Consider the following 23,751-nt stretch of genomic DNA (forward strand, 5'->3'; position numbering starts at 1 on the left):
GTTGCCGTGTCGTTGGGCGCGCCCGGCGCCCAACGACACCCTATCGGGTGTCGCGGGCATCCCCGACTCAGGTCGGCGCCACCGGATCCGGTGCATCTGGCGCGCGCTCGTCGGGCCGCATTGCCGCCACGGTCTCCATCCCCGTCCCGCGCAGGCGATGCGCCATGACGCGCCGGCTGTCCAGCACATGGTTGATGACGCGAATATCGACGTGGATCCTGTGATCCTTCGCCCGCGCGGTATTGCGCTGCGCCTCATCCCGATTTCCCAGCCGGATGAATTGTTTCGCCGCCTCCTCGTACAGGGCGACCGCCTCCTCGCTGGCGCCGCGCACCGCGTAAATATCGGCGCACTCGACGACGAGGTGCGCGGCGGACGTCGCGCTGCCCTTGCCATGACACTGAACGGCTTGCTCCAGTGCCGCACGCATGCTCGCCGCCTTGCCCGGGCAACGCGCAAAATTCTTCGCCGCGAAGCCGTACGCGAACGCAGCGGCATCGAGATGGCTCAGCGCCTCGTGCTTCGACGCCGCCGCCAGATAAGTCGTCGCCGCGATGTCGTAACGCCTCACCCCCTCATACCGTCCCGCGGCCAGTTCCGCGTGCAACGCGCTCGCCAGGCGCAACTCCTGCCGCACGCGCGAGCGCTCGCCGCCCAGGCAAAGCAGCGACATGCCGCGCACCCGCTGTACCTGCGCGTCCGCCGCTTTGGCGGATACCCAGTCGATATGCCCGAGCCGAAGGTTGTCGCCCTCCTGCGCAAAGAAGTTCGATGCGGCAAGCGTCGCACTCTCGGCATGCTTGTCGCGCCAGAGCGCATCGAACAGGTCACAGAACAGCTTTCGAAACGCGTTGCCGTCGAGCGACTCGGGCACCTTACCGTCGGCGTCGAGTGCGAGATTCAGCAGCGCGTAGGTGGCATTCATGGACAGGTCGCTCAGCGTCAGCTCACTCAGTGCCTGCAGGATGGTGCGGGATTCGTCGGGCCGCACTGACGCGCCGAGCAGCGATACCGCCTCGGCCTGCGTGAGATGGATGCCGGCGTCGCCCATGCCCGCCGTCGTGAGCGGACAGCGCAATCCGACGCCGGGCGTGGTGAGCACAATCGCGCCGAGGTCGCCCAGCATCGGGTGGGCGAGCATTTCCGTTCGTGCCTCGGGCGTGAGCGAGTGCAGTTGCCGGCGGCAGGCATCATCGAAGGCCGGTTGCCCGATGCGTGCGAGCTCGACGCGCAGTCCGACGTAATACGACGCAATGTGACAGGTCACGGCATCGCTGCGACGCCATTGACTCCCGCTCATCCCGAAAAGCTGCCGGAATCGACCGACCGACGAAGTTTGCGTCATTGCGTCGCGAAACTGCCCGATGACCTGCCGTTGGCCCTCGAGTGCGCCGCGCTCGGGACGCATTTCGGCGTCGAACGCGGCGATGCTGCGCCGGATGTCCTCGATCCCGGACTCGTCGAAATGCTTGTTGACGTACGGACTGGCCGGTAGCTTGGTTACCTCATTGACCACCATGCAGGCTCTCCTTGGTCGACTGCGTATTGAATGCGAGACATCGCAACTCCCTTAACAGCCCGCGCGACTCGAGGTCGTGCAGCGCACACGGAAGACTGCCGTCGAACGCCTGCACGAGGTCCACGAGGCCGGCCACCGCGGCCTTGCCGTCTTCGTCCAGAACCGCCTGCGTCAGGGCGTACATCACGGTGCCCCCGCCATGAGGAACGCATGGCGTGGTGAGCAACTGCGCCATCTCGTCCGGCGTCAGGTCGAGGCGCGCGTCCCGCATGCACTGCGCCACCAACGGCACGCGACAGCCCGGCGTTCCCGGCACGGCGAGCGTAACCACACCCGACGGCAGCACGCGCGGCAAATCGGCATCGGTCCCCGGACGCGGCCGCCAAAGGAACAATGCGCCTCGCGCGTCGGCATGCAGTTGCGACAGCACTTCGCCCACACAGGCGTCGACGCGGGCCTGGCCAAAGGTGTCCCGCACGAACGCCAGTCCATGGGGCTGCGCGGCCACGTGACAAACGTGCAACGCCTTCGCCAGCGACTGGCTGTCGTGTTCCGTCGTGCTGAATTGCGTGAGCCACGGCGCGTCGCACGTGTTCCGGCCGCTCGCGAGAAACGCGTGCATCGCCCTGTCCCGCGCGACGGCGTCGGCCGGTTCGATCCGGCCTAGCGCGATATCGAGTGCGTTGACACGCGCCGCGAGCCCGGGCCGCGACGACGCGGGCGCTATGTCGGCACATGGCCAATGATGTGATGCGACGGTTGCGGCGGCACCCCGCATGGCGTCCCCCGGTGTTTTGGAAAAGAGGGACTTAGTGTCGCATTGCGACTCTGTCGCGGCATGCACGAATCGCCCACACGTGACGGGCCGCATGCCGCAAAAAGTGACGCGAGCCAACAGCGAAAAGGCGGGAAACGCGGGAGCGGTGGGGGCAGGTGGAGCGCCAGGAAATGCGGCGAAGGCGGCCGTTCAGCAGGAAGCGCGAGCGGCCTATCCGGCGATCAGTGAGCGCCGCATGGCGCAGCGCCGTGCGGGTGGGAGTCCTGCAACGCGCTCGCGTTCCAGTACCGCGCGCAAACGCGCGCACAGGGCGTGCTCGTCGATAGTCTCGAAGCCTGCACGGGCGTAGAACGGCGCGTTCCACGCGACGTCCCGGAACGTGGTCAGGGTCACGGCACGAAATCCGGCGTCGCGCGCGTGCCCGATCGCCGCGTCGAGCAGCGCGCGCCCGATCCCCCTGCCCTGCCACGACCGATGCACCGACAGCTCCCAGACATGGAGCGCACTGCCGAAGGCTTCGGCGTCGAGCAATCCGACCGGGGCATCGTCGGCGTCGGTCGCGACCCACGCGGTGCCACCGGCAATCCACGCAAGCTGGTCCGCTGCCGAGATCGGCTCGCCATCGGCCAGCCAGGCCAGCTCGGGCAACGATCGAAAGCGGGCCGCCGCGCTGCGCTCGACGGCCGCCATCGCAGGCGCATCCTCCGGCGTCGCGAGCCGAACCCGCGCCGCCCCCTGCCGAGTCAAACCACAACCTCCTGCGGCGCCATCTCGGTACCGTAAGCCGTCCAGCGATCGTTGGCCTTGCCGTCCGCGTCGGCCGCCGCGACCGTGGGCTTGCACTGCCCCGCCGTCTCGTCGAGCCCCTGCAACAACGGGCATCGCTCGAAGAGTTCGGCGATGAAGTCGACAAATACGCGCACCTTTGGCGACAGATGGCGGTTATGGGGGTAGACGGCGGAAATCGGCATGGGCGGCGGCTTCCACTGATGCAGGATCTCGACCAGTTGCCCCGACTGGAGGTACGGCAGCGCCATGAAGCGCGCCAGCTGCACCGTGCCGAAGCCCGCCAGCCCAAGTTGGAGATAGGCCTCGGCGTCGTTCACGGCAACCGAGCCCTGCATGTGGATTTCGACCTCCTTGCCGTCGACGAGGAACTGCTCGTCGATCACGCGGCCCGTACGGCTCGAGAAGTAATGCACCGCGGTGTGCCGCTGCAGATCCTCCAGCGTATGCGGCATGCCCATGCGCTCGAGATACGCGGGCGACGCGCACGTCAGGCTCTGGAACAGCCCGACACGGCGCGCCACGAGGCTCGAATCCTGCAAGGTGCCCACACGCAGCACGCAATCGACGCCTTCCTGGATCAGGTCGACAGGCTTGTCGCCCATGCCGACCATGAGCTCGATTTCCGGGTAACGGTCGTGAAATTCGCATAGCGACGGCAGCACCACCAGCTTGCCGAGCGAGCCCGGCATGTCGATGCGCAGTTTGCCGCGCACGCGCTGGCTGCTCTCGCGAAACGACGATTCCGTCTCTTCGATGTCCGCGAGAATGCGCAGGCATCGCTCGTAATACGCAGCGCCGTCGGGCGTTAGATTGAGCCGTCGGGTCGTGCGCTGCAACAGGCGCGTACCCAGATGCGACTCGAGGTTCTGGATGATCGTGGTCACCGAGGTGCGTGGCAACCCGAGATTGTCGGCCGCGCGCGAAAAGCTGTTCGCCTCGACCACTCGCGTGAAGACCTGCATCGCTTGCAAGCGATCCATGATATTTCCCCAATGAAAACGCGGTTGCACTGACCGATCCGCGAATGTCGCGGCAACGCCGACCCCCTGAGCTTATTGGTCGACGGCATAAGCCAATGCCCGTAAGGCTCAGGTCGATTAGTCGAGCTGGCCGAACAGTGTTGCCAAATTATAGGCGTTTATCCGGATGTCCGTGGCCTCTAGACTTCGTTCCATCGAATGTCATCAGAGGGGTATCGCTCGCGCGAACCCAAAGCCATATGTCCAGCAACGCCAAGCCGCAATCGGGAAGCAAGGGAGCGACGACGGATACCGGTCGCCCCGGCAACGACGACGGGCTGCGTATCGAGGAAGTGAACATCGCCGGCCACGTCGGTCCGGTCACGTTGCGGCTGTACCGTCCGACGGGGCCGTCCGCATCGGTGCGCGCGGCCCACGCGCATGCGGGACAACCGGGCGTGGTCGTGCCGCTCGAAGCGCATCTGCCCGCGGTCCTGTACTTCCACGGCGGCGGCTTCTGCGCCGGTTCGCTCGACGACGGCGACGCAGCGGCGCGATATCTCGCCACGCACGTGCCGGCGCTCATCGTCTCGGTCGGCTACTCGCTCGCGCCCGAGCATCCGTTCCCGGCCGCGCCGGAAGACGCCTGGAACGCCGCGCTTTGGCTGCAACGCCATGCCCGCCGGTACGGCGCCAGCCCGCGCCGCCTGGCGGTCGCCGGTCACGATGCCGGCGGGAACATCGCCACCGCGCTCACGATGATCGCCCGGGATCGCGGCGAGATCCTCATCTCGGCGCAAGCGCTGCTCGCCCCGCTGCTCGATCCGAGCATGACGCGCCTGGCCGACGGCCGCACGCCCAGCGACATCGAAGCGAGCGAGTGCGCGCAGTGCTACCGCAAGTATCTGCCGCATGCGACGCAGCGCCTGCATCCCTACGCCGCGCCGCTCGAATCTCGGCGGCTGGCCGGTTTGCCGGCCACGCTGATCGCGTCCGCGGAACACGACCTGCTTCACGTCGAAGCTGAAAAGTACGCCGCCGAACTCATCGCCGCGGGCGTGCCGACGCAGGTCACGCGCCATCGCAGCGCCTCCCATCACGGTCTGGCCGCGCTTCCCGCCGCACTGCGGGAGGTGGCCGCGTTCCTGACACGCCGGCTGGCGCCGCCCGCCGCCGGCCCCACCCAGTGAGTCCATCCGATCCCGGAGATATCCAATAATGACTACCCTCGCTCGCAAACCCGTACTCATTGCCGCCGCCGCGACCGCCGCGCTCGTGGCCATCGGCACGTTGACCGTCGTGCGCGTCGACGCCAGCACGCCCCCCGCCGCGCAGGTCATGCCGACCGTGGAGGTCGATGTGGCCAACGTCATCTCGCGCACCGTGACGGACTGGCAAAGCTACTCGGGCAGGCTCGACGCCGTGGACCGCGTCGACATCAAGCCGCTCGTGTCGGGCACCATCACCGCCGTGCACTTCAAGGACGGGCAACTCGTGAAAAAGGGCGACCCGCTCTTCACGATCGACCCGCGCCCGTATGCGGCGGAAGTCGACCGCGCGGCCGCACAACTCGCGTCGGCGCAGGCGCGTGAGGTCTTTACCAGCACCGACCTCGCGCGCGCGCAGCGCCTGATCGCCGACAACGCCATCGCGAAGAAGGACTTCGATCAGAAGGAAAACGCCGCACGCGAAGCGGCGGCCAACGTGAAGGCTGCGCGTGCGGCGCTCGAGACGGCGCGCATCAATCTCGGCTACACGCAAATCGTGGCGCCGGTGGCCGGACGCGTGTCGCGCGCGGAAATCACCGTTGGCAACACGGTCTCGGCCGGTGCCCAGTCGCCCGCGCTGACCACGGTCGTCTCGGTCTCGCCGATGTACGCCGCGTTCGATGTGGACGAACAAACGTATCTGCGCTACCTCGCGCGGGATACCGGAAAGAGCGGTGTTCCAGTGGATCTGGGCCTGGCCAACGAATCGGGCTATTCGCGCAAGGGCACCGTGTATTCGGTGGACAACCGCTTCGACACCACGTCCGGAACCATCCGCGTGCGCGCGCGCTTCGACAACGCCGACGGCGCACTCGTGCCGGGGCTGTACGCGCGTATTCGGGTTGGCGGCGGCGAGCCGCACCCCGCCCTGCTCGTGGACGAGGCCGCCATCGGCACCGACCAGAGCAAGAAGTTCGTGCTCGTGGTCGATCCGGCCAACAAGGTGCAGTACCGCGAAGTCCAGCTTGGCGAGCGCCATGGGGGGCTGGTGGAAATCGCCGGCGGCCTGAAGGAAGGCGAGCGCATCGTGGTCAACGGTCTGCAGCGCGTGCGTCCCGGCGACCCGGTGACGCCAAAGACCGTGAAGATGGCCGGCGACACCGGCGACGGTCACGACATTGCCGTGGCGGACGCTGCACCGCCGGCACCGGCGGCCAAGCCGGTCAAACCTGCCCAGGCGGCCACGGCCACCGCGGCAACGGCGTCGCGCTCGTAATCGATGCGACGCCCTGAACGACACCCCAGAGTTTCGTCATGAACATCTCAAAATTCTTTATCGACCGGCCCATCTTCGCGGGGGTTCTTTCGGTCGTCACGCTGCTGGCCGGCCTGATCGCCGTGTTCCAGTTGCCGATTTCGGAGTACCCGGAAGTGGTCCCGCCGTCGGTCGTCGTGCACGCCCAGTACCCCGGCGCGAACCCGAAAGTCATCGCCGAAACCGTTGCATCGCCGCTCGAAGAGCAGATCAACGGCGTGGAAAACATGTTGTACATGCAGTCGCAGGCGAATAGCGACGGCAACCTCACCACGACCGTGACCTTCCGTCTGGGCACCGACCCCGACAAAGCGCAGCAGCTCGTGCAGAACCGTGTGGCGCAAGCGTTGCCGCGCCTGCCGGACGACGTGCAACGCCTCGGGGTCACGACCATCAAGTCGTCGCCGACACTCACGATGGTGGTGCACCTGATTTCGCCGAACAATCGCTACGACATGACGTACCTGCGCAACTACGCGCTGATCAACGTCAAGGATCGGCTCTCGCGCATTCAGGGCGTGGGTGAAGTTCAGTTGTGGGGCGCGGGCGATTACTCGATGCGCGTGTGGCTCGATCCGGCCAAGGTCGCGCAGCGCGGCCTCACGGCGTCCGACGTCGTCAAGGCCATTCGCGAGCAGAACGTACAGGTCGCGGCCGGGGTGATCGGCGCGACGCCGGCCGGCCCGAACACGCCGCTGCAGCTGAACGTGAATGCGCGCGGTCGCCTGAACACGGAAGAGGAGTTCCGCGACATCATCCTGAAGACCTCGCCGGACGGTGCGGTCACGCATCTGGGCGACGTGGCGCGCGTGCAACTCGACGCGTCGTCCTACAGCCTGCGCTCGTTGCTCGACAACAAGCCGGCCGTGGGTCTCGGTATCAACCAGTCGCCGGGGGCGAACTCGCTGCAAATCTCCGACGAGGTTCGCGCGGCGATGGCCGACCTGCAAAAAGACATGCCGCCGGGCGTCGAGTACCGCATCGAGTACGACCCGACGCAGTTCGTGCGCTCATCGATCAAGGCCGTGATTCACACGCTGCTCGAAGCCATCGCCCTCGTGGTGATCGTGGTGATCGTCTTCCTGCAGACGTGGCGTGCATCGATCATTCCGCTGCTTGCCGTACCGGTGTCGATCGTGGGCACCTTCGCGCTGCTGCTCGGATTTGGCTACTCGATCAATGCGTTGTCGTTGTTCGGGATGGTGCTCGCCATCGGGATCGTGGTCGACGACGCCATCGTGGTCGTCGAGAACGTGGAGCGCAACATCGCGGCCGGGCTCTCGCCGAAGGAGGCGACGTACCAGGCCATGCGCGAAGTGAGCGGCCCGATCATCGCGATCGCGCTCACGCTCGTGGCCGTATTCGTGCCGCTCGCGTTCATGTCGGGCCTCACGGGGCAGTTCTACAAGCAGTTCGCGATGACCATCGCCATCTCGACGGTGATTTCGGCGTTCAATTCGCTCACGCTCTCGCCGGCCATGGCTGCCCTGCTGCTCAAGGACCATCACGCCGAACCCGATTGGCTCACCCGCCAGATGAATCGCTATCTCGGCGGCTTCTTCCGGGCGTTCAACCGTGTATTCCATCGCGGCTCGGAAAAGTACGGCCAGGGCGTGACGCGCGTGATCGGTCGCAAGGCGCTCATGATGGCGATCTTCGCCGTGCTCATCGGCGCGACGATCCTGCTGGGCAAGGTGGTGCCGGGCGGATTCGTGCCCGCGCAGGACAAGGAGTACCTGGTGGCGTTCGCGCAGTTGCCCAACGGCGCATCGCTCGATCGCACCGAGAAGGTGATCCGCGACATGACCGACATTGCGCTGAAGATCCCCGGCGTGAAGAGCTCCGTGGCATTCCCGGGCCTGTCGGTCAACGGCTTCACCAACTCGTCGTCGGCAGGTATCGCCTTCATCACGCTCAAGCCCTTTGCCGAGCGCAAGGACAAGTCGATGTCGGCTGCCGCCATCGCCGCGAAGCTCAACGCCGAGTATTCGAAGAACAAGGATTCGTTCATTGCCGTGTTCCCGCCCCCGCCGGTGATGGGTCTGGGCACGCTCGGCGGCTTCAAGCTGCAGATCGAAGACCGCGGCGCGCTGGGTTACGAGGCGCTCAACAATGCGACGCAGGCGTTCATCAAGAAGGCGTCGCAGACGAAGGAACTGGGCCCGACGTTCTCGTCGTATCAGATCAACGTGCCGCAGCTGAACGTGGACCTCGACCGCGTCAAGGCCAAGCAGCTCGGCGTACCGATCACCGACGTGTTCGACACCATGCAGATCTATCTCGGCTCGCTGTACGTGAACGACTTCAACAAGTTTGGCCGGGTGTACCAGGTCCGCGTGCAGGCCGATGCGCCGTTCCGCGCCCATGCCGAGGACATCGGGCTGCTCAAGACACGCAACAGCAGTGGTGACATGGTGCCGCTCTCCTCGCTGGTGAAGGTCACGCCGACCTACGGTCCGGAAATGGTGGTGCGTTACAACGGATACACCGCCGCCGACATCAACGGCGGCCCGGCACCGGGCTATTCGTCGGGTCAGGCGCAGGCGGCCGTCGAGCGCATTGCCGCCGAGACGCTGCCGCGCGGCGTGAAGTTCGAATGGACGGACCTGACGTATCAGCAGATTCTGGCGGGCGACTCGGCGCTTTGGGTATTCCCGATCTCCGTGCTGCTGGTGTTCCTGGTGCTCGCCGCGCAGTACGAGAGCCTGACGCTGCCGCTGGCCGTGATCATGATCGTGCCGATGAGCATCATGTCGGCGCTGTTCGGGGTGTGGCTCACGCGGGGGGACAACAACATCTTCACGCAAATCGGTTTGATGGTGCTGGTGGGGTTGTCCGCGAAGAACGCAATCCTGATCGTGGAATTCGCCCGGGAGCTGGAAATGCAGGGTCGCACGGCCGTGGCCGCGGCCATCGAGGCCAGCCGCCTGCGTCTGCGCCCGATTCTGATGACGTCCATCGCGTTCATCATGGGTGTGGTGCCGCTGGTGATGTCGACCGGCGCCGGTTCGGAAATGCGTCATGCCATGGGTGTGGCCGTGTTCTTCGGCATGATCGGCGTGACCGGTTTCGGCCTGATCCTGACGCCGGTGTTCTACGTGCTGCTGCGCACGCTGGCGGGCAAGAAGCCGCTGCACAGCGCCCACGCATCGACCATGCCCAACAACGTCAAGGCCGAAGTCTGAAGGATGCCAATCATGCAATCGCAATGGATCAAACGAAGTCTGGGCGTCTCGACGCTGCTCGCCGCCTTGCTGGTGGTGGCGGGCTGCTCGATGGCCCCCACGTATGAGGTACCGTCGGTGACCGACAAGGGGACGCCCACGGCATTCAAGGAGGCCTCGCCCGTCACGCTGCCGGCGGGCGAGGCCGGCACGTGGAAAACCGCCGAGCCCGCCGAGGCGATGGCTCGCGGCGAATGGTGGAAAGTATTCGGCGACGCCACGCTCGACAAGCTCGAGCAGGACGCGCTCGTGGCCAACCAGAATCTGAAGGCAGCCGCCGCCCGCGTGCAGGAAGCGCGCGGCGTGCAGCGGCAGGCACGCGCCGCCCTGTTCCCCACACTCGATGCAGGGTTCGGGCCGACGCGCCAGAAGATTTCGCCCGCCTCGCAGATGCAGCCGGACGGCACGAACATCGCACCATTTACGCTGTGGCGCGCGCAAGCGAGCGTCGGCTACGAAGTCGACCTTTTCGGTCGCGTGTCGGACAACGTGGCTGCGGCCCGTGCCGACGCGGAACAAAGCGAAGCGCTGTACCGCTCGGTGCAACTCGCCTTGCAGGCCGACGTTGCGCAGAACTACTTCAGCCTGCGCGAACTCGACGCCGAGCAGGCGCTGTACACACAGACCGTGAAGCTGCGCGAGGAAGCGCTCAAACTGGTGCAGCGACGCTTCACCGAGGGCGACATCGGCGAGCTCGACGTGGCGCGTGCGAAGGCGGAGCTTGCCACGGCGCAGTCCGATGCGCTGGCGGTGGCGCGCTTGCGTGCGGCGTCCGAGCACAGCCTGGCGATTCTCCTGGGCAAGACGCCAGCGGAATTCACCTTCGCGCCGTCGCCGCTCGTGCCCGTCACCGTGCAGATTCCGGCGGGACTGCCCTCCGCGCTGCTCGAACGACGCCCGGACATCGCCGCAGCCGAGCGGGCCATGGCCGCGGCCAACGCGCGTATCGGCGTGGCGAAGGCCGCGTTCTTCCCGTCGCTCTCGCTCACCGGTTCCGGCGGGTTCGAAGCGGCCACGCTGGGCGACCTGTTCAACTGGTCGAGCCGTACGTTCCTGCTCGGCCCGGTCGTGGGTGGCCTGCTCTCCATGCCGATCTTCGATGGCGGCGCGCGCAGCGGCAATCTGTCGCGCGCCCGCGCGAAATACGAAGAGGACGTCGCCAATTATCGTCAGCAGGTTCTCGTGGCGTTCCAGGAGGTCGAAGACAACCTGTCGAACCTGCGTCTGCTCGCGCAGCAGACCCGCGCCCAGGACGACGCGGTCAAGGCATCGAACCGCGCGGCGCAACTCTCGCGTGTGCAATATCAGGAAGGCTCGATCGCCTATCTCGACGTCATCGACGCCGAGCGGACCGTGCTGCAATCGCAGCGCAGCGCGGTGCAGTTGGCCGGCGCGCAGGCAGTGTCGACCGTGAATCTCATTCGCGCGCTTGGTGGCGGCTGGGGCGATACCACCGACGCCAACGCGCCGGCCAAGCCGACGACGCAAGCAACGCCGACGGCCGAGGCGCCCACCTCGGGCGCAACCGTGGCAGCGCGCTAATTCGCTGAATCGAGTCTGGCAGGACGGCGCGACGCTCTGCAACGGGCTTCGCGTCGAAGTGGGGACGCACGGCCGTGCGCCCCCACGTCAAACGGATGCATCGAACCGGCGGACGCGCTCGTGTCCCCCAAGGCGAGTGGCGCACTGACCCGCCCCCGATGTGCGCCCATGGCGCCGCCGGTTCCGATGCACCCGCCCGACGGTATCTCGTAAGCGTCGGAAAGGTTCTGGAAAGCGTTTCTTCCCCGCGTCCCTGCTTGCCCGGCACTGCCTGACGTCGCACGACATTCGGCAGGTCCGGGCCTTTTTTCGCTCGGCAATGGTAGGATGGTTGCACGATTTTCGCTTCCGCCGCGCGTCGTGTGGACGACGAAGCGCGAGAATGCGACGATCGTCGCTGGCTAGTCATCTCGGATGCTTCCCCCGCGTCAGGCCCTTCGGCCGTACGATAAGGAGTGCAAACAATGAAGATGCGCAAGATGGTGTCACTTTGCCTCGCCGCCGGTCTGGCGGTTTCCTCCACCCTTGCCCTCGCGCAAGGCGGCCCGCCGCCCAAGGGGGGGCCGGGCGATCGCGGCGGTCCTCCGGGGCAGCGTCCTGGCGGTCCGCACGGCGGTCCTCCGGGGCATGGCCCTCAGAAAGGACATATGAATGGACCTCACGGCGGCCCGCCACCGCGCGCACAGCCGGGTCCGGCGCCGGACCAGGACTCATGGCAGCACCCCAACTGGCGCCGCGGCGATCGCGTGCCACAGCAATATCGCGACCGGCAGTACGTGGTCGACGACTATCGCCAGTACCGCCTGAACCCGCCGCCGCGCGGCTATCACTGGGTCGGCGTTGGCGGTGACTTCCTTCTCGTCGCAATCACCACGGGCGTGATCTCGCAGATCGTCCTCGGCAACGGTCGCTGACCGGCGCTACCCGACGCCCCACCCGGGAGCCGCATGGCCTTCGCCGGGTGGCGCCGTCGCTGCGGTGCCCCCGCTTCCATCGTTCGCGAGCGCCGCCAGTCCCCATTGCCTCGCCAGACTGAAGCCGATCGGTGCTGATGAACGCGTCTCCCAGAGGCCGCTTGAACTGTGCCGGGCGGAACCGTCGATGCACTGACCGCATTTACCCTTCGCGGGCGTCGCGAAGGCCCGTCGTCTCCTCGTCTCGCCGGTTTGCCAGACGTCACTCTGCGGCGCGCCGCGTCGCGGACGTCCCCCTCCCGCGCTAGCAAGGTTCTCGCCGATTTTCCGGTCCGCCGCCCCGCCTCGTCTCGTTTTCCTTGATTTGGTGCATCGCCCGACCCGCGCGCAGACCGAGGTCGAGATTTCGCTGCGCCGCAGCATTAAAATCACGCGCTCATGCCCTCCCAATTCATCGATATACGATATATCATGCACAAAATATCAAGCAGACGCTCCAAACCGGTGCGCGTGGAGAGGGACGAAATGGCAATGACACGACGTGATTTGCGCGACTGGGCCGTGGGCTTCCTCCCTGCCGTGGTCGCCGTGCACTGGCGCGAGCGATTGCGTGCGGGGTTCGGAGCGCTGTGCGGCATCGGCGTGACCGGCGGCCTCATGCTCTGGATGCTTGGCCCGCAGGGGTACATTCCCTGGCTGGTGGCTCCGATGGGGGCGTCGGCTGTGCTGTTGTTTGGTGTGCCAGCCAGTCCCCTCGCCCAACCCTGGTCGATTCTCGGTGGCAATTTGGTGGCGGCCGTTGTCGGGGTGACCTGCGCAACGTACATTGCGTCGCCGGTCGTCGCGGCCGCGACGGCCGTTGGCGTAGCCATCGCCTTGATGTTCACGTTCCGCTGCGTGCATCCGCCTTCGGGTGCCGTGGCGCTGACTGCCGTGCTGGGTGGGCCGGCCGTTCATGCACTCGGCTACGGTTTCGTACTGGAGCCCATTGCGGTGCAGTCGGTCGTGCTGCTCGGCGCCGCGATCGGGTATCACGCGCTGACGGGCCATCGTTATCCGCACGCCATGCGCGCACAGGCCCCGGCCCGGCCGGTCAACGCGCAGGCAATCCCCGTGACCACGGCCGATGCGGAAAAAGCACTGGCGCGTCGCAGCGAATTGCTCGACATCTCCGCCGACGATCTGGCCAGCCTGCTGCGCGATACCCAGCGGGAGGCGTTCGCGCGCCGGGCCCGCGAATTGACGGCCGCCGACGTCATGGGGCCCCCACTGGCAAAGGTCCAACCGCACGACGAAGCGCCAGCCGCCTGGCGCCTGTTGCAACGGCATGGACTGGACGCATTGCCGGTCGTCGATGGAGATCGCGTGATCGGACTTGTGACGCGTCACGACCTGCACACGCGGCGCGCCCGCCGTCAGCACTGGCCGCGATTCGGCGTGTCGATCGGTGGGCGGCAGCGGCCTGCGGTGCGTGACCTCATGCAAGGCAATCTGCAAACCGCCACGACCGGCATGCCGATTTCGGAGCTGGTGCCGCTGCTCATGACGCAGCGGCACGGCACGCTACCGGTCCTCGACGACGCCGCCCGGCTGGTGGGCGTCGTCACCCATGCCGAAGTGCTACGCAAGTTCATGGCCGCTTGAATTCCGCTTGAATTCCTTGCACGCTCGCGACGCGACTTCCGCATCGCGAGCGTCGCCCCCCTGACGCGTTCGCGGGCGCTCGCCCCTTCCTCGCGTGCTACCTTCTCCCCGCTTTCCCCGCTCTCTTCGCCCCCCATGCGTTCCCCGCGTCGCGCACTTCCCGCACGTCCCGTCGCCGCCCCTTCGCCCTCCGCGTTTGCCGGCGACGTCGGCCAGCGCAGCGCAATTGTCAGCCCCTGGCCGATCTGCAAGAATGGCGGCGGCGCGCCACACCGGCGCCAGACAGCTTCGATGACCGAAGCAAAATTCGCTCAGGGAGAAACATGGAACCGATCACGTTCAAGCAGTGTTTTACGGGGGCATGGCGCGACGGCCTCCGTGCGCTGCGCAATCGTCCCGTGCTGTGCCTGAGTATCGCGGTGGTGATTCTGGTGACCTCGGCGCTGAGCATTTCGCTCAAGGAGCTAACCATGCAAGCCGCCCAAAACGGCGAACCACTCGCCTATCGGGTGCGCATCGCCCTCATGTCGTTCGGCGTGGTGATCGTCAATCTCGTCGCCTTCTGCGTGCTTGCCATTCACGTCATGCGATACACGGTGCTTGGGGCGCAGGCCTCGCGGCAGACATCGTGGTACGGGCGCGATCTTTGGCGTTATCTGTGGGCGTCGATCCAGATTGTCGTTGGGCTCGCCATCGTATGGTTCGTGATCGCCTTCGGCCTGGCATTGGCGCTGCGCCTGTCGGGGCACGGCAATTCCTTCGCCATCATCGGCACGCTGCTCGCGCTCCTGTTCTGCGCACTGATGTATGTGCTGGTACGCGTGTCGCTTATCTACCCGCAAATCGCAGCGGGACGCAGCAAGCGGTGGCAGGCGGCATGGCAGGATTCTCGCGGGCACTTCTGGGTGATGTTCGGGACAACGTTGGCCACCATCCTGCCGCTGATTGTTGCGGGTCTGGTGCTGACGATGCTCTTCGCGGCCGCGCTGCATTACTTGCCTGGCGCCACGACGGTGGTGCTTGGCACGCTGGTCCTACAGACCGTGATTTCCATTGCCTGGGTGGCACTCGCGTCGAGCGTTTCGGCCTGGATTTACCGGCGCTTTGCCGATCGCCTGCTCACGCTGGAAGACGCCCCGGACGACGTCTGAGGCGCGGACTTCGCGGCTCGGGGTCGGGGGGGCGTTTCGATTCGTCCGCCGCTCAGGCAGCGTTGACGTTCGCGATGCCGGCCGTGGTCGCGGTGACAGCGATGCTGCCGTCGACCGCCCCATACCGGGCGAACTCGCCGAGGCCATCGGGCCACTGCGTTAGCACCTGGAATCCCGTTTCCGTCACAGCGACCATGTGTTCCCATTGAGCGGACAGCGAGCGATCGCGCGTGACGACCGTCCAACCGTCAGCGAGTTGTCGCGTGTCGGGCTTGCCGGCGTTGATCATCGGCTCGATCGTGAAGATCATGCCCGGGCGCAGCGTGAGACCGGTGCTCGGACGACCGTAGTGCAGCACTTGCGGATCATCGTGATACGTGGTGCCGATGCCGTGTCCGCAGTAGGCGCGCACAACACTGAAACCCTCGCGATGCGCCACCGACTGGATGGCGTAGCCCACGTCGCCCAGCGTGGCACCGGGGCGTACGGCACGAATGCCGGCGAGCATCGCCTCGTAGGTCGTGTCGACCAGGCGTTTGGCGAGAATGCTAGGCTTGCCCGCATAGTACATGCGACTGGTATCGCCAAACCAACCGTCCTTGATCAGCGCGACGTCGATGTTCACGATGTCGCCGTCATGCAGCTTCTTGTCGCCGGGAATGCCGTGGCACACGACGTGGTTCACCGACGCGCAGACTGTCTTCGGGTACCCGTGGTAGCCGATGTTGGCCGGAATCGCCTTGAGGTCATTGACGATGAAGTCGTGGCAGATCCGGTCGAGTTCGTCGGTGGTGACGCCAGGCCTGACGTACTCGCCGATCATTGCGAGCACCTGTGCGGCCAACTCCCCCGCGTGGCGCGACAGCGCGATTTCTTCTTTCGAGCGGATGACAACGCGTTCGCGCACCATTAGGCCACCTTGTTCAATGCGGTGACGGGTGCACCGGTTGCGGGAGGAACGGCTGCCGCGGTCTCGCTGACCGTGGCGCCATCGGATTCGATGAGACGGCGGCAGATTTCGCCATAGCTCAACGTCGGGTTGAGCTCGGCGAGCATGCCCACGCGCAGCCAGTGCTCGGCCTGCGCGTTGATGGAGCGACTCAGCGCGCCGCTGGTGTTGCGCAGCGCCTCGTGCATTTGCTCCGAAATCTTCACGATACCCATGTGGCGGGCTCCATATATACGAAATAGCTACGGAACGTATATTAGCAGTTTGATCGCCAATTGTCTCGCCCGTCGTCGTGGATAACCGGCAGGCTGGCGACAGGACAACGCCGGACGCCATGGCGAGCGATTGCCGAATGGCGGCGGCGCGGCGGCATCATCCCGCGACATTGCCCGGTATCAGCCCTTGCGCCTCGACGACCACTTCCGCAAGAAGATCGGCGATCAACCGCACACGTGGCGAGCGTTTGACGTCGGGATGCATTACCAGCCATAGCTTCCGTACGGTGGGACACACGGGGTCGGGAACCCATGCCAGTGCGTCGTCGTTGGCGGCCAGGAAATGGGGCAGGACCGCAATGCCGAGGCCGACGCGTGTGGCATTGAGCAATGCCGTGAGGTCATTGCTCCTGAACACGAAGCGTCGATGGCCTGCGACCTCGGCCAGCCAGCGCTGCTGCGGCACCTGGTCGAGGCTGTCGTCGTAACCGAGAAACTCCCACGCGTCGGCCGGTCGGCGGGTATAGCCATGGGCTGCGTAAAGTCCATACCCCATGTCCGCAATGGCACGGGCCACCAGGCCCGCCGCGGTGGGCCGGGACATTCGGATCGCCAGATCCGCCTCGCCCCGCGCCAGATTGGCGTCGCGCGTTTCCCCGATTACCTCGAGGTCGATGTTCTGCCATCTGCCGCGCATGGCGGCAAGCCGGGGTGCGAGAAAATGACCGGCGAACGCTGGCGGCGCCGAGAGCCGGACCGTCCCCTGCAAGGATGAGACACCTAGCGCCACTCGCGAGAACGCCTGCGCCTCATCGTCGAGTCGCCCCGCCTGAGCCACCAGCGTCTCGCCTTCCGCCGTCAACGACCAGGCTTTGGGTAATCGGTCGAAAAGCCGAATCCCCAGCGACTGCTCCAGTGCCTCGACACGCCTTGCCACGGTCGAATGCTCGACCCTGAGTCGCCGTGCCGCGCCAGACAGGCTGCCTGTGCGCGCCAGTTCGAGGAAGTAGCGGATGTCATCCCATTGCAGCGCACGCTTCCCGGCGGCACGGGCCGCATCGCCATCTGTGTTTTTTTGCACAATAAATGTCAAATTCTTGAGAATTGTTGAGTCATTTTGCTCAACGTAAGCTGCGCTTGCAAGCTCATTCCTCAGGAGAACATCATGACCCAGCGCGAATCCTTTCCCGACACATCCGCCGTTTCCCGGATCGTCATCGGCCAATATGGCGATGCTTCGGCATTGACCGTCCTGGAAGACACGTTGCCCGCGCCGGCGGCCGGTGAAATACGCGTGCGGCACACCGCGATCGGCGTGAACTACGTCGACATCTATCACCGCACCGGTCTCTACCGGTTGCCGTCGCTTCCCGCGGTGCTTGGGGTCGAGGCGGCCGGAGTCGTCGAGGCGCTCGGGCCGGGCGTCGACTCGGTGCGTGCGGGGCAGCGCATCGCGTATGCCGGCCCGCCCACCGGCGGCTATGCCAGCGCCCGCAACTTGCCGGCCGACCGGGCCATCGTGCTGCCCGACGACGTATCCGACGACGCGGTGGCCAGCCTGCTGCTGCGGGGTATCACCACGCACATGTTGTTCTCGTACGTCTACCCGCTCAAGGCAGGCGATACCGTGCTCGTGCACGCGGCGGCCGGCGGTCTGGGATTGGTGCTGCTGCAGTGGGCGAAGGCTTTGGGCGCCCGCGTCATCGGCACCGTCAGCTCGCCGGCCAAGGCAGTGCTTGCCATGGAACACGGCCTCGACCATGCGATCAACTACCGCGAGACGGATTTCGTGACGGAGGTCATGCGGCTGACCGACGGCCGAGGCGTCGATTACGCTGTCGACGGCATCGGCGGACAGACCCTGGTCGACACCCTCGGCTGCGTGCGCCCCTACGGGATGGTCGCCAACGTCGGTCAGGTGGCTGGCGACTCCGGACCGCTCGATTTGTCGCTGCTGGGCCCGACGCGCTCCGTGGCGCTCTCCCGGCCGGGGGTGTTCCGCTTCATGACGGATGGGGCCCGTTACCGCGAAGGCGCACTTGCCACGATCCGGCAACTTCAGGCGGGGCTGCGACCGACGATCGGCGATATCCTGCCATTGAGCGAGGCGGCACAGGCACATCGCCGGCTGGAAGCCGGGCAAACCGCAGGTGCCATGCTGCTGCGCCCCTGAGCCAACCCAACGAGGACCCTCATGTTGTTTCTCATCCTTCTCGACTACCTTCGTCCGCTATCCGAAGTGGATACCCACATGGAAGCGCACCGCGCTTTTTTGAATCGCCATTACGCAGCGGGGCACTTCCTGCTCTCGGGCCGGAAGTCGCCGCGAACCGGCGGCGTGATTCTCGCCAAAGCCAACACGCTCGACGACGTCACGCAATGGATTTCGGAAGACCCCTTTCGTCAGGCCGGAGTGGCAAGCTACCAGATCATCGCGTGGGAACCCACGATGGCCGCAGAGGGCATGCCTGATCTCAGCGCTTGATGTATTGGCATCCTAACCATATCGAAAGGAAATGAGATGTTCCGGCGACGCGACGCTGCTTTGCCGACCGTCCCGGGACTTGGAAGCAGAGCAGGCGCCTGCGCGTCGGCGCCTGGGGGCGCGCCACCGTCGTGCAGGCGCGCGGCAACGCCGCGGCGGCCGCACGCGTTGCGAGGCGCTCGACCATGCGCCGTGCATCGGGCGGCACGAAACCCATCGGAAGGTTCACTTCAGCCCGCCCCGCCAAACTTGGCTATTGCATCAGCAATCCCCTCATTGATCGGCGATTGCGAGAGGCGTATGGTGTTTCGACGGCCCGGATCAGGCCGCATTCCAAGCGCTCTCCCATGGCCGACGCTCTCCTCCGTCTTGCTCCGGACGCCTCATCGCGATGCGGCTCACGGATGCCATCGCCGACTCAGAATCGGCATTGTTGTGGACGCCATCGCTTTCCGGGCGCTCGGCGGGTAGAACGCAACATGTCGGCAGCCGTGCGCTGCAAAGTCGGCATGGATGCACGTCAACCGAACGCTGCGGAGACCCTTGCCTCGCGAGCGCTCCGTCCGATCTCGCTCAACGTGATTTGGCCCCTCTGGAGCTACCATGAATGCCCTCACCCAAGCGCTCGACTCCGCCGCACCCGCCCTGATGGCCGACCTTGAAGCGCTCTATAAGGACCTTCACCAGCATCCCGAGTTATCGATGCAGGAAGTGCGTACGGCGAAAATCGTTGCCGACACGATGCAGGACCTTGGCTACGAGGTAACACGCGAGGTCGGCGTGACCGGCGTGGTGTGCGTCATGAAGAACGGCGACGGTCCGACCGTGATGCTGCGTGCGGACATGGATGCGCTGCCCATGGCCGAGAACACGGGGCTGCCCTATGCCAGCAGCGTCAAAGCGCGCGATGCGGACGGCGTCGAGGTTGGGGTGGCGCACTCGTGCGGCCACGACATGCACGTCACGTGGATGATCGGCGCGGCGCGCGTCCTGTCCACGAATCGCGCCGCCTGGCGGGGCACGCTCATGATCGTGTTCCAGCCCGGCGAGGAGACCGCCGAGGGCGCGAACGCCATGGTGCGGGACTGGGGCGAGGGCCGCTTTCCGAAGCCCGACATCATCCTCGGACAGCATGTGATGGTCGGGCCCGCCGGCACCGTCAATTACCGTCCCGGTGTCACGTTGTCTGCCGGCGACAGCCTGAAGATCAAGCTTTTCGGGCGCGGCTCGCATGGTTCACAGCCGCAGACCTCGATCGATCCGGTCATCATGGCTGCGGCGACCACGCTGCGGCTCCAGACCGTCGTGTCGCGGGAGATCGCGCCGAACGAGCCGGCTGTGCTTACGATCGGTTCCCTGCAGGCCGGCACCAAGGAAAACATCATTCCCGACGATGCCACCATCAAGTTGAACATGCGCACGTTCAGCGAAGATACGCGCGACTATATGCTCAAGTCCATCCGTCGCATATGCTGCGCAGAGTGCGATGCGTCTGGAGCCGAGCGCCCCCCGGAGTTCACCACCATCAACAGCTATCCGCTGACCGAAAACGATCGCGTGGCGACGGAATGGGTGGCACAGGCATTCAACCGGCAATTTGGCGAGAACGCTACGCTGGCGCCAGGCCCGGCGTCGGCCAGTGAGGATTTCAGCGTCTTCGGACGTACCTGGCGTGTGCCGTACGTGTTTTGGTTCGTCGGCGGCACCGACCCCACGGTGTTTGCCACGGCGCAGCGGGAAAGGGCTGTCAACAGAATTCCCAGCAATCACTCGCCGAAATTCGCGCCACAGATTCACCCCACGCTTGAGACGGGCTTGCAAGCCATGCTGACTGCCGCCGCTGCCTGGCTGTGTCCCCCCGATGTCGCCGTCTGAATCGAATCCATGAACGTTCATGAATTGGCGCTAGCCGGCCTGAACGACCATCGACTCTTCACAACGCTTGACCTGGCGGGCACGTTCGCGTTCGCGATCAGCGGTGCGGTCGCGGCCCGAGGCCGGGGTCTCGACTGGTTCGGTGTGATGGTTATCGCGTTTACGGTCGCGTGTGGCGGTGGCGTTCTGCGCGACCTGTGCATCGGCGCGGTGCCGCCGGGCGGGTTGACCGACTGGCGCTACCTTGCGGTTTCGATGGCTGCGGCATTCATGGCGATCGCGGCGAACCCGTTGGTGGTGCGCCTTGCCCACCCGGTGATCCTGTTCGACTCCATCGGACTGGGGCTGTTTGCCGTGACGGGTGCGCAGAAAGCCATGATTTATGGCCACAATGCCGAGGTGGCGGTGCTGCTGGGCGTTGCCACCGCGGTTGGCGGCGGCGTGGCGCGCGACGTGCTTCTCAATCGTGTCCCCGTCATACTGCAGCGCGAGATCTATGCGTCCGCGGCACTTGTCGGCGCGGGCATCGAGGTTGTCGGCGAACGCATGGGGTGGGTTTCGAGCGGCAGGACCTGGTTCGCGCTTGCGGCATGCTTCGCACTTCGTTACCTGTCGCTGCGCTACCAGTGGAACCTCCCGCGCGCCGACGGGCGCGATGCAAGCGACGTCGATTAACGCGGGGGCTCGACGCTACAGCGTGGCATCGGCGTATGGAGATCTTCACCTGACCATGGGGAGGCATTTCGAGGCGCGTCGGATCGGCACGTCGGATGGGTAATCGGCCCGCGTCCGCGGCACAGTCTTACTGGGGGCGCGGCGCGGATGTGGCTGCGATTTATCACAGGTGACCGCGACGGCTCGCGTTGATACTCTGGCGTCACCGCTCGGGCAACACCAATTTCCGGGCATAAATGCGCTGACGAACGGAGGCCAAAATGATGTTCATCCCCGCCATTCCATATATTGTCGCGGCAGGCAAAGGTGCCCTCGTGGCCGGCGCCACCTACGGCACGTACCAGATTTACAAGGGCATTCAATTCCTGGTCGATGCCATCCCCGCATTGCTGTAACACGTCTTGCCGGGTTCCTTTCCCGTGGCCTGCGCGTCGAGCGTCGGCTACACTTCCCGCGTGCGATTCCTGACGGATTCTCCCGACAATCAGGCGGTAACGCATTCCGAGGCCCGCATGGCTCCGCGCCGCAAATAGACGTCATTGGTCACTGGTGCGGCGGCCGTCAACAATGTGCCGGAGACCTTGGCCCCAAGGTCACACCAATCCCTCAACCCGCTGGAAGAACGAAGCATGCAGACAGGACGTCGACGATTCATCGCCCAAGGCGCGAGTTTGGCAGCATTGGGGAGCTTGGCACCGTTGCTTACACACGCCCGGTCGACACGAGAACCGCAGCCGTTGCGTCGGGCCATCACAATTGATGCGCCGGCAGGTCCGGTGCGTGGTGCGGTGGAAGATCAGGTGCGAGTGTTCAAGGGCATTCCGTTTGCGCTGCCGCCGGTGGGCGAACTGCGTTTTCGCCCACCGCAGCCGCATCCCGGATTCACCCAGCCGCAAAATGCATTCTCCTTCGGTCCTGCGCCGATGCAGCCGGTGCGCATCCAGGCCGGCACCGGCCGCAATTTCCTCGGGGATGCGCGACAGGGCGAAGACTGTCTTTATCTGAACGTGTGGGCGCCGGACACGCCGGGCCCGCATCCCGTGTTCGTCTGGATCTATGGCGGTAGCAACATGTTCGGTGCCACCAGCCAGCCGATCTACGACGGCACGCAGTTCGCGCGCAATGGCGTCGTGTGCGTGACCGTCGGGTATCGCGTCGGTGCGCTTGGCTTCCTCGAACTAGGCGACCTTCTGGGCGAGTCCTATCGCGGCTCCGGCAACAATGCCCTGCGTGATCAGGTGATGGGGCTGCAATGGGTCCAGCGGAATATCCAGGCGTTCGGAGGCGATCCCAAGCGCGTCACGCTGGGAGGCGAATCGGCCGGAGGCAAGAATGTCTCCACGCTGCTGACGCTGCCGGCGGCGCGCGGCACATTCCAGCAGGCAATCATCGAGAGTGGCGGCGCCCTCACCACGCATTCGCTTGACGAGGCGTACAAGGTGGCGCACCTCTTTGCCGAGCAGGTGCAGCCGAATGGCCGCGGCGAGGCACTTCGCGCGCGCCTGCTCAGCCTGCCGGCGGATCAGTTGATCAAGGCGCAGATCGCCACGGCTGCCGCCTATCCGCGCAACTTCGCATTCCGCACGGTCATCGATGGCGACTTCGTGCCGCGCTCGCCGCAATTGAGCTTGGAACAGGGCCACGCAAGCCACTTGCGCCTGCTCGTCGGCAGCAACCGCAACGAATCGCTGATCTTCTTCCGTCCCGAGTTGCTGGCTGCCTATCGCAAAGGCGAGGCCACCACTGCGCCGATTGCGGCTCGCGAGATGGCGCAGCTCGACGTGCCCACCATCGAGCGCATGGCCCAGCGCTATCGCGACGCCTTCCCTGATCAGCATGCGTTCCTGCGACGTATCGACCTGCTGAGCGCCGAGGAATACTGGGTGCCCATGCTGAGATTGGCCGAGGCGCATGCCCGCAATGGTGGCGAGAGCTACATGTACCGCTACGATCAGGTATCAGTGGAGGCCCCTTTCCGGGGCTTCGCCGTGCATGCGTCGGAGTTGCCGATGGTCTGGAAGAATTTCCACGAGCCATTTCTCTCCATGCTGTATCGCGAAACGCCCGCACTGGATGCGTTTGCCGGAGTGGTTCACGAAACCTGGATCGCCTTCATGCGCGACGGCCGGCCCTCGCACAGCGCACTGCCGTCCTGGCCACGCTTCCAACTGACGCAGCGCCCGACCATGCTTCTGGCCGCCGGTGAGAACCGCGTCGAGGACGACCCCGCAGGCGATCAGCGGCGCTTGTGGGAGGGAGTGCTCTAGGTCGGCGAGCGTTTGCGAGATATTTCAGGAAGAAGTGAGATCCACGAAACCGATGCCAAAACGGGGAGTTGGTGCGAGGAAGGGGACTCGAACCCCTACACCCTTGCGGGCGTCAGGACCTAAACCCAAATTCTCGCATCGCACACAAAAATTATAAGCAACTGTTTTCAAAGCATTTTTCTAAATTCCCAAACTCGGTAAAAGCCAATTTCCCAAACTTTTTCCCAAACTGGCCCCGTTAC

Annotated in this window: 20 protein-coding genes and 1 tRNA gene; 13 read left to right on the plus strand and 8 right to left on the minus strand. The window is 65.4% G+C overall.

Going from position 1 to position 23,751, the window contains the following annotated elements:
* Positions 1–67: 67 nt before the first annotated feature.
* From PMO31116_RS02330 to PMO31116_RS02345, 4 genes are all read right to left on the minus strand, one after another.
* A complete protein-coding gene (locus PMO31116_RS02330; RefSeq protein ID WP_150565274.1) occupies positions 68–1,519 on the minus strand; it encodes a hypothetical protein in 1,452 nt (483 codons plus the stop codon).
* On the minus strand, positions 1,506–2,141 hold the full coding sequence (locus PMO31116_RS02335; protein WP_150565275.1) for a hypothetical protein: 636 nt from the start codon (positions 2,139–2,141) through the stop codon (positions 1,506–1,508). The genes PMO31116_RS02330 and PMO31116_RS02335 overlap by 14 nt, the downstream gene beginning before the upstream one ends.
* A gap of 366 nt (positions 2,142–2,507) precedes the next feature.
* Positions 2,508–2,987 (minus strand): GNAT family N-acetyltransferase, encoded by a 480-nt coding sequence (locus tag PMO31116_RS02340; RefSeq protein ID WP_150565276.1) that lies wholly within the window; start codon positions 2,985–2,987, stop codon positions 2,508–2,510.
* Positions 2,988–3,040: 53 nt separating this feature from the next.
* Positions 3,041–4,066 (minus strand): LysR family transcriptional regulator, encoded by a 1,026-nt coding sequence (locus tag PMO31116_RS02345; protein ID WP_150565277.1) that lies wholly within the window; start codon positions 4,064–4,066, stop codon positions 3,041–3,043.
* Positions 4,067–4,305: 239 nt separating this feature from the next.
* Between PMO31116_RS02345 and PMO31116_RS02350 the strand changes: the two genes are divergently transcribed.
* The 7 genes from PMO31116_RS02350 to PMO31116_RS02380 all read left to right on the plus strand — a co-directional run bounded on the left by PMO31116_RS02350 (position 4,306) and on the right by PMO31116_RS02380 (position 15,043).
* Entirely contained in the window at positions 4,306–5,235 is a 930-nt protein-coding gene (locus PMO31116_RS02350) for an alpha/beta hydrolase (protein WP_150565278.1), read from the plus strand.
* 28 nt (positions 5,236–5,263) lie between these two features.
* Complete coding sequence (locus tag PMO31116_RS02355; protein WP_150565279.1) at positions 5,264–6,529, plus strand: efflux RND transporter periplasmic adaptor subunit; 1,266 nt, start codon at positions 5,264–5,266, stop codon at positions 6,527–6,529.
* A gap of 38 nt (positions 6,530–6,567) precedes the next feature.
* Positions 6,568–9,753 carry an efflux RND transporter permease subunit gene (locus PMO31116_RS02360; protein ID WP_150565280.1) on the plus strand — a complete coding sequence of 1,062 codons (3,186 nt, stop codon included), beginning with the start codon at positions 6,568–6,570 and terminating at the stop codon, positions 9,751–9,753.
* Positions 9,754–9,765: 12 nt separating this feature from the next.
* Positions 9,766–11,334, plus strand: coding sequence for an efflux transporter outer membrane subunit (locus PMO31116_RS02365; protein WP_150565281.1), 1,569 nt, complete (start codon positions 9,766–9,768; stop codon positions 11,332–11,334).
* Between the two features lie 464 nt (positions 11,335–11,798).
* Positions 11,799–12,248, plus strand: coding sequence for an RcnB family protein (locus PMO31116_RS02370; RefSeq protein ID WP_150565282.1), 450 nt, complete (start codon positions 11,799–11,801; stop codon positions 12,246–12,248).
* A gap of 531 nt (positions 12,249–12,779) precedes the next feature.
* The gene (locus PMO31116_RS02375) at positions 12,780–13,892 is read left to right on the plus strand and encodes an HPP family protein (protein ID WP_343038589.1); all 1,113 of its coding nucleotides are present in this window, start codon (positions 12,780–12,782) and stop codon (positions 13,890–13,892) included.
* Positions 13,893–14,215: 323 nt separating this feature from the next.
* Positions 14,216–15,043, plus strand: a complete 828-nt coding sequence (locus PMO31116_RS02380; protein ID WP_150565284.1) for a hypothetical protein — start codon at positions 14,216–14,218, stop codon at positions 15,041–15,043.
* A 52-nt stretch (positions 15,044–15,095) separates the two neighbouring features.
* Here the strand turns inward: PMO31116_RS02380 and map are convergent, their stop codons facing one another.
* The 3 genes from map to PMO31116_RS02395 form a co-directional block, all read right to left on the minus strand.
* The gene (gene map, locus PMO31116_RS02385; protein WP_174970758.1) at positions 15,096–15,953 is read right to left on the minus strand and encodes a type I methionyl aminopeptidase; all 858 of its coding nucleotides are present in this window, start codon (positions 15,951–15,953) and stop codon (positions 15,096–15,098) included.
* Positions 15,953–16,207 carry a ParD-like family protein gene (locus PMO31116_RS02390; protein ID WP_023874549.1) on the minus strand — a complete coding sequence of 85 codons (255 nt, stop codon included), beginning with the start codon at positions 16,205–16,207 and terminating at the stop codon, positions 15,953–15,955. The genes map and PMO31116_RS02390 overlap by 1 nt, the downstream gene beginning before the upstream one ends.
* Before the next feature lie 157 nt (positions 16,208–16,364).
* Positions 16,365–17,288 carry a LysR family transcriptional regulator gene (locus PMO31116_RS02395; RefSeq protein WP_425494753.1) on the minus strand — a complete coding sequence of 308 codons (924 nt, stop codon included), beginning with the start codon at positions 17,286–17,288 and terminating at the stop codon, positions 16,365–16,367.
* A gap of 84 nt (positions 17,289–17,372) precedes the next feature.
* Between PMO31116_RS02395 and PMO31116_RS02400 the strand changes: the two genes are divergently transcribed.
* The 6 genes from PMO31116_RS02400 (at position 17,373) to PMO31116_RS02420 (ending at position 23,509) form a co-directional block, all read left to right on the plus strand.
* Entirely contained in the window at positions 17,373–18,380 is a 1,008-nt protein-coding gene (locus PMO31116_RS02400) for a quinone oxidoreductase family protein (RefSeq protein WP_150565285.1), read from the plus strand.
* 21 nt (positions 18,381–18,401) lie between these two features.
* Positions 18,402–18,692 (plus strand): YciI family protein, encoded by a 291-nt coding sequence (locus tag PMO31116_RS02405; RefSeq protein WP_217424709.1) that lies wholly within the window; start codon positions 18,402–18,404, stop codon positions 18,690–18,692.
* 603 nt (positions 18,693–19,295) lie between these two features.
* Positions 19,296–20,567, plus strand: coding sequence for a M20 family metallopeptidase (locus tag PMO31116_RS02410; RefSeq protein WP_150565286.1), 1,272 nt, complete (start codon positions 19,296–19,298; stop codon positions 20,565–20,567).
* A 39-nt stretch (positions 20,568–20,606) separates the two neighbouring features.
* Positions 20,607–21,242: a trimeric intracellular cation channel family protein gene (locus tag PMO31116_RS02415; protein ID WP_150565504.1), complete on the plus strand. Its 636-nt coding sequence runs from the start codon at positions 20,607–20,609 to the stop codon at positions 21,240–21,242.
* A gap of 260 nt (positions 21,243–21,502) precedes the next feature.
* The gene (locus PMO31116_RS24230) at positions 21,503–21,637 is read left to right on the plus strand and encodes a hypothetical protein (protein ID WP_281350074.1); all 135 of its coding nucleotides are present in this window, start codon (positions 21,503–21,505) and stop codon (positions 21,635–21,637) included.
* A gap of 144 nt (positions 21,638–21,781) precedes the next feature.
* The gene (locus PMO31116_RS02420) at positions 21,782–23,509 is read left to right on the plus strand and encodes a carboxylesterase/lipase family protein (RefSeq protein ID WP_150565287.1); all 1,728 of its coding nucleotides are present in this window, start codon (positions 21,782–21,784) and stop codon (positions 23,507–23,509) included.
* 69 nt (positions 23,510–23,578) lie between these two features.
* On the opposite strand, the gene PMO31116_RS02425 is transcribed toward PMO31116_RS02420, so the two are convergent.
* Positions 23,579–23,646, minus strand: a tRNA-OTHER gene (locus tag PMO31116_RS02425).
* Positions 23,647–23,751 lie beyond the last annotated feature (105 nt).

The sequence above is a fragment of the Pandoraea morbifera genome (genome assembly GCF_902459575.1).
GTDB classification, from domain to species: Bacteria; Pseudomonadota; Gammaproteobacteria; order Burkholderiales; family Burkholderiaceae; genus Pandoraea; species Pandoraea morbifera.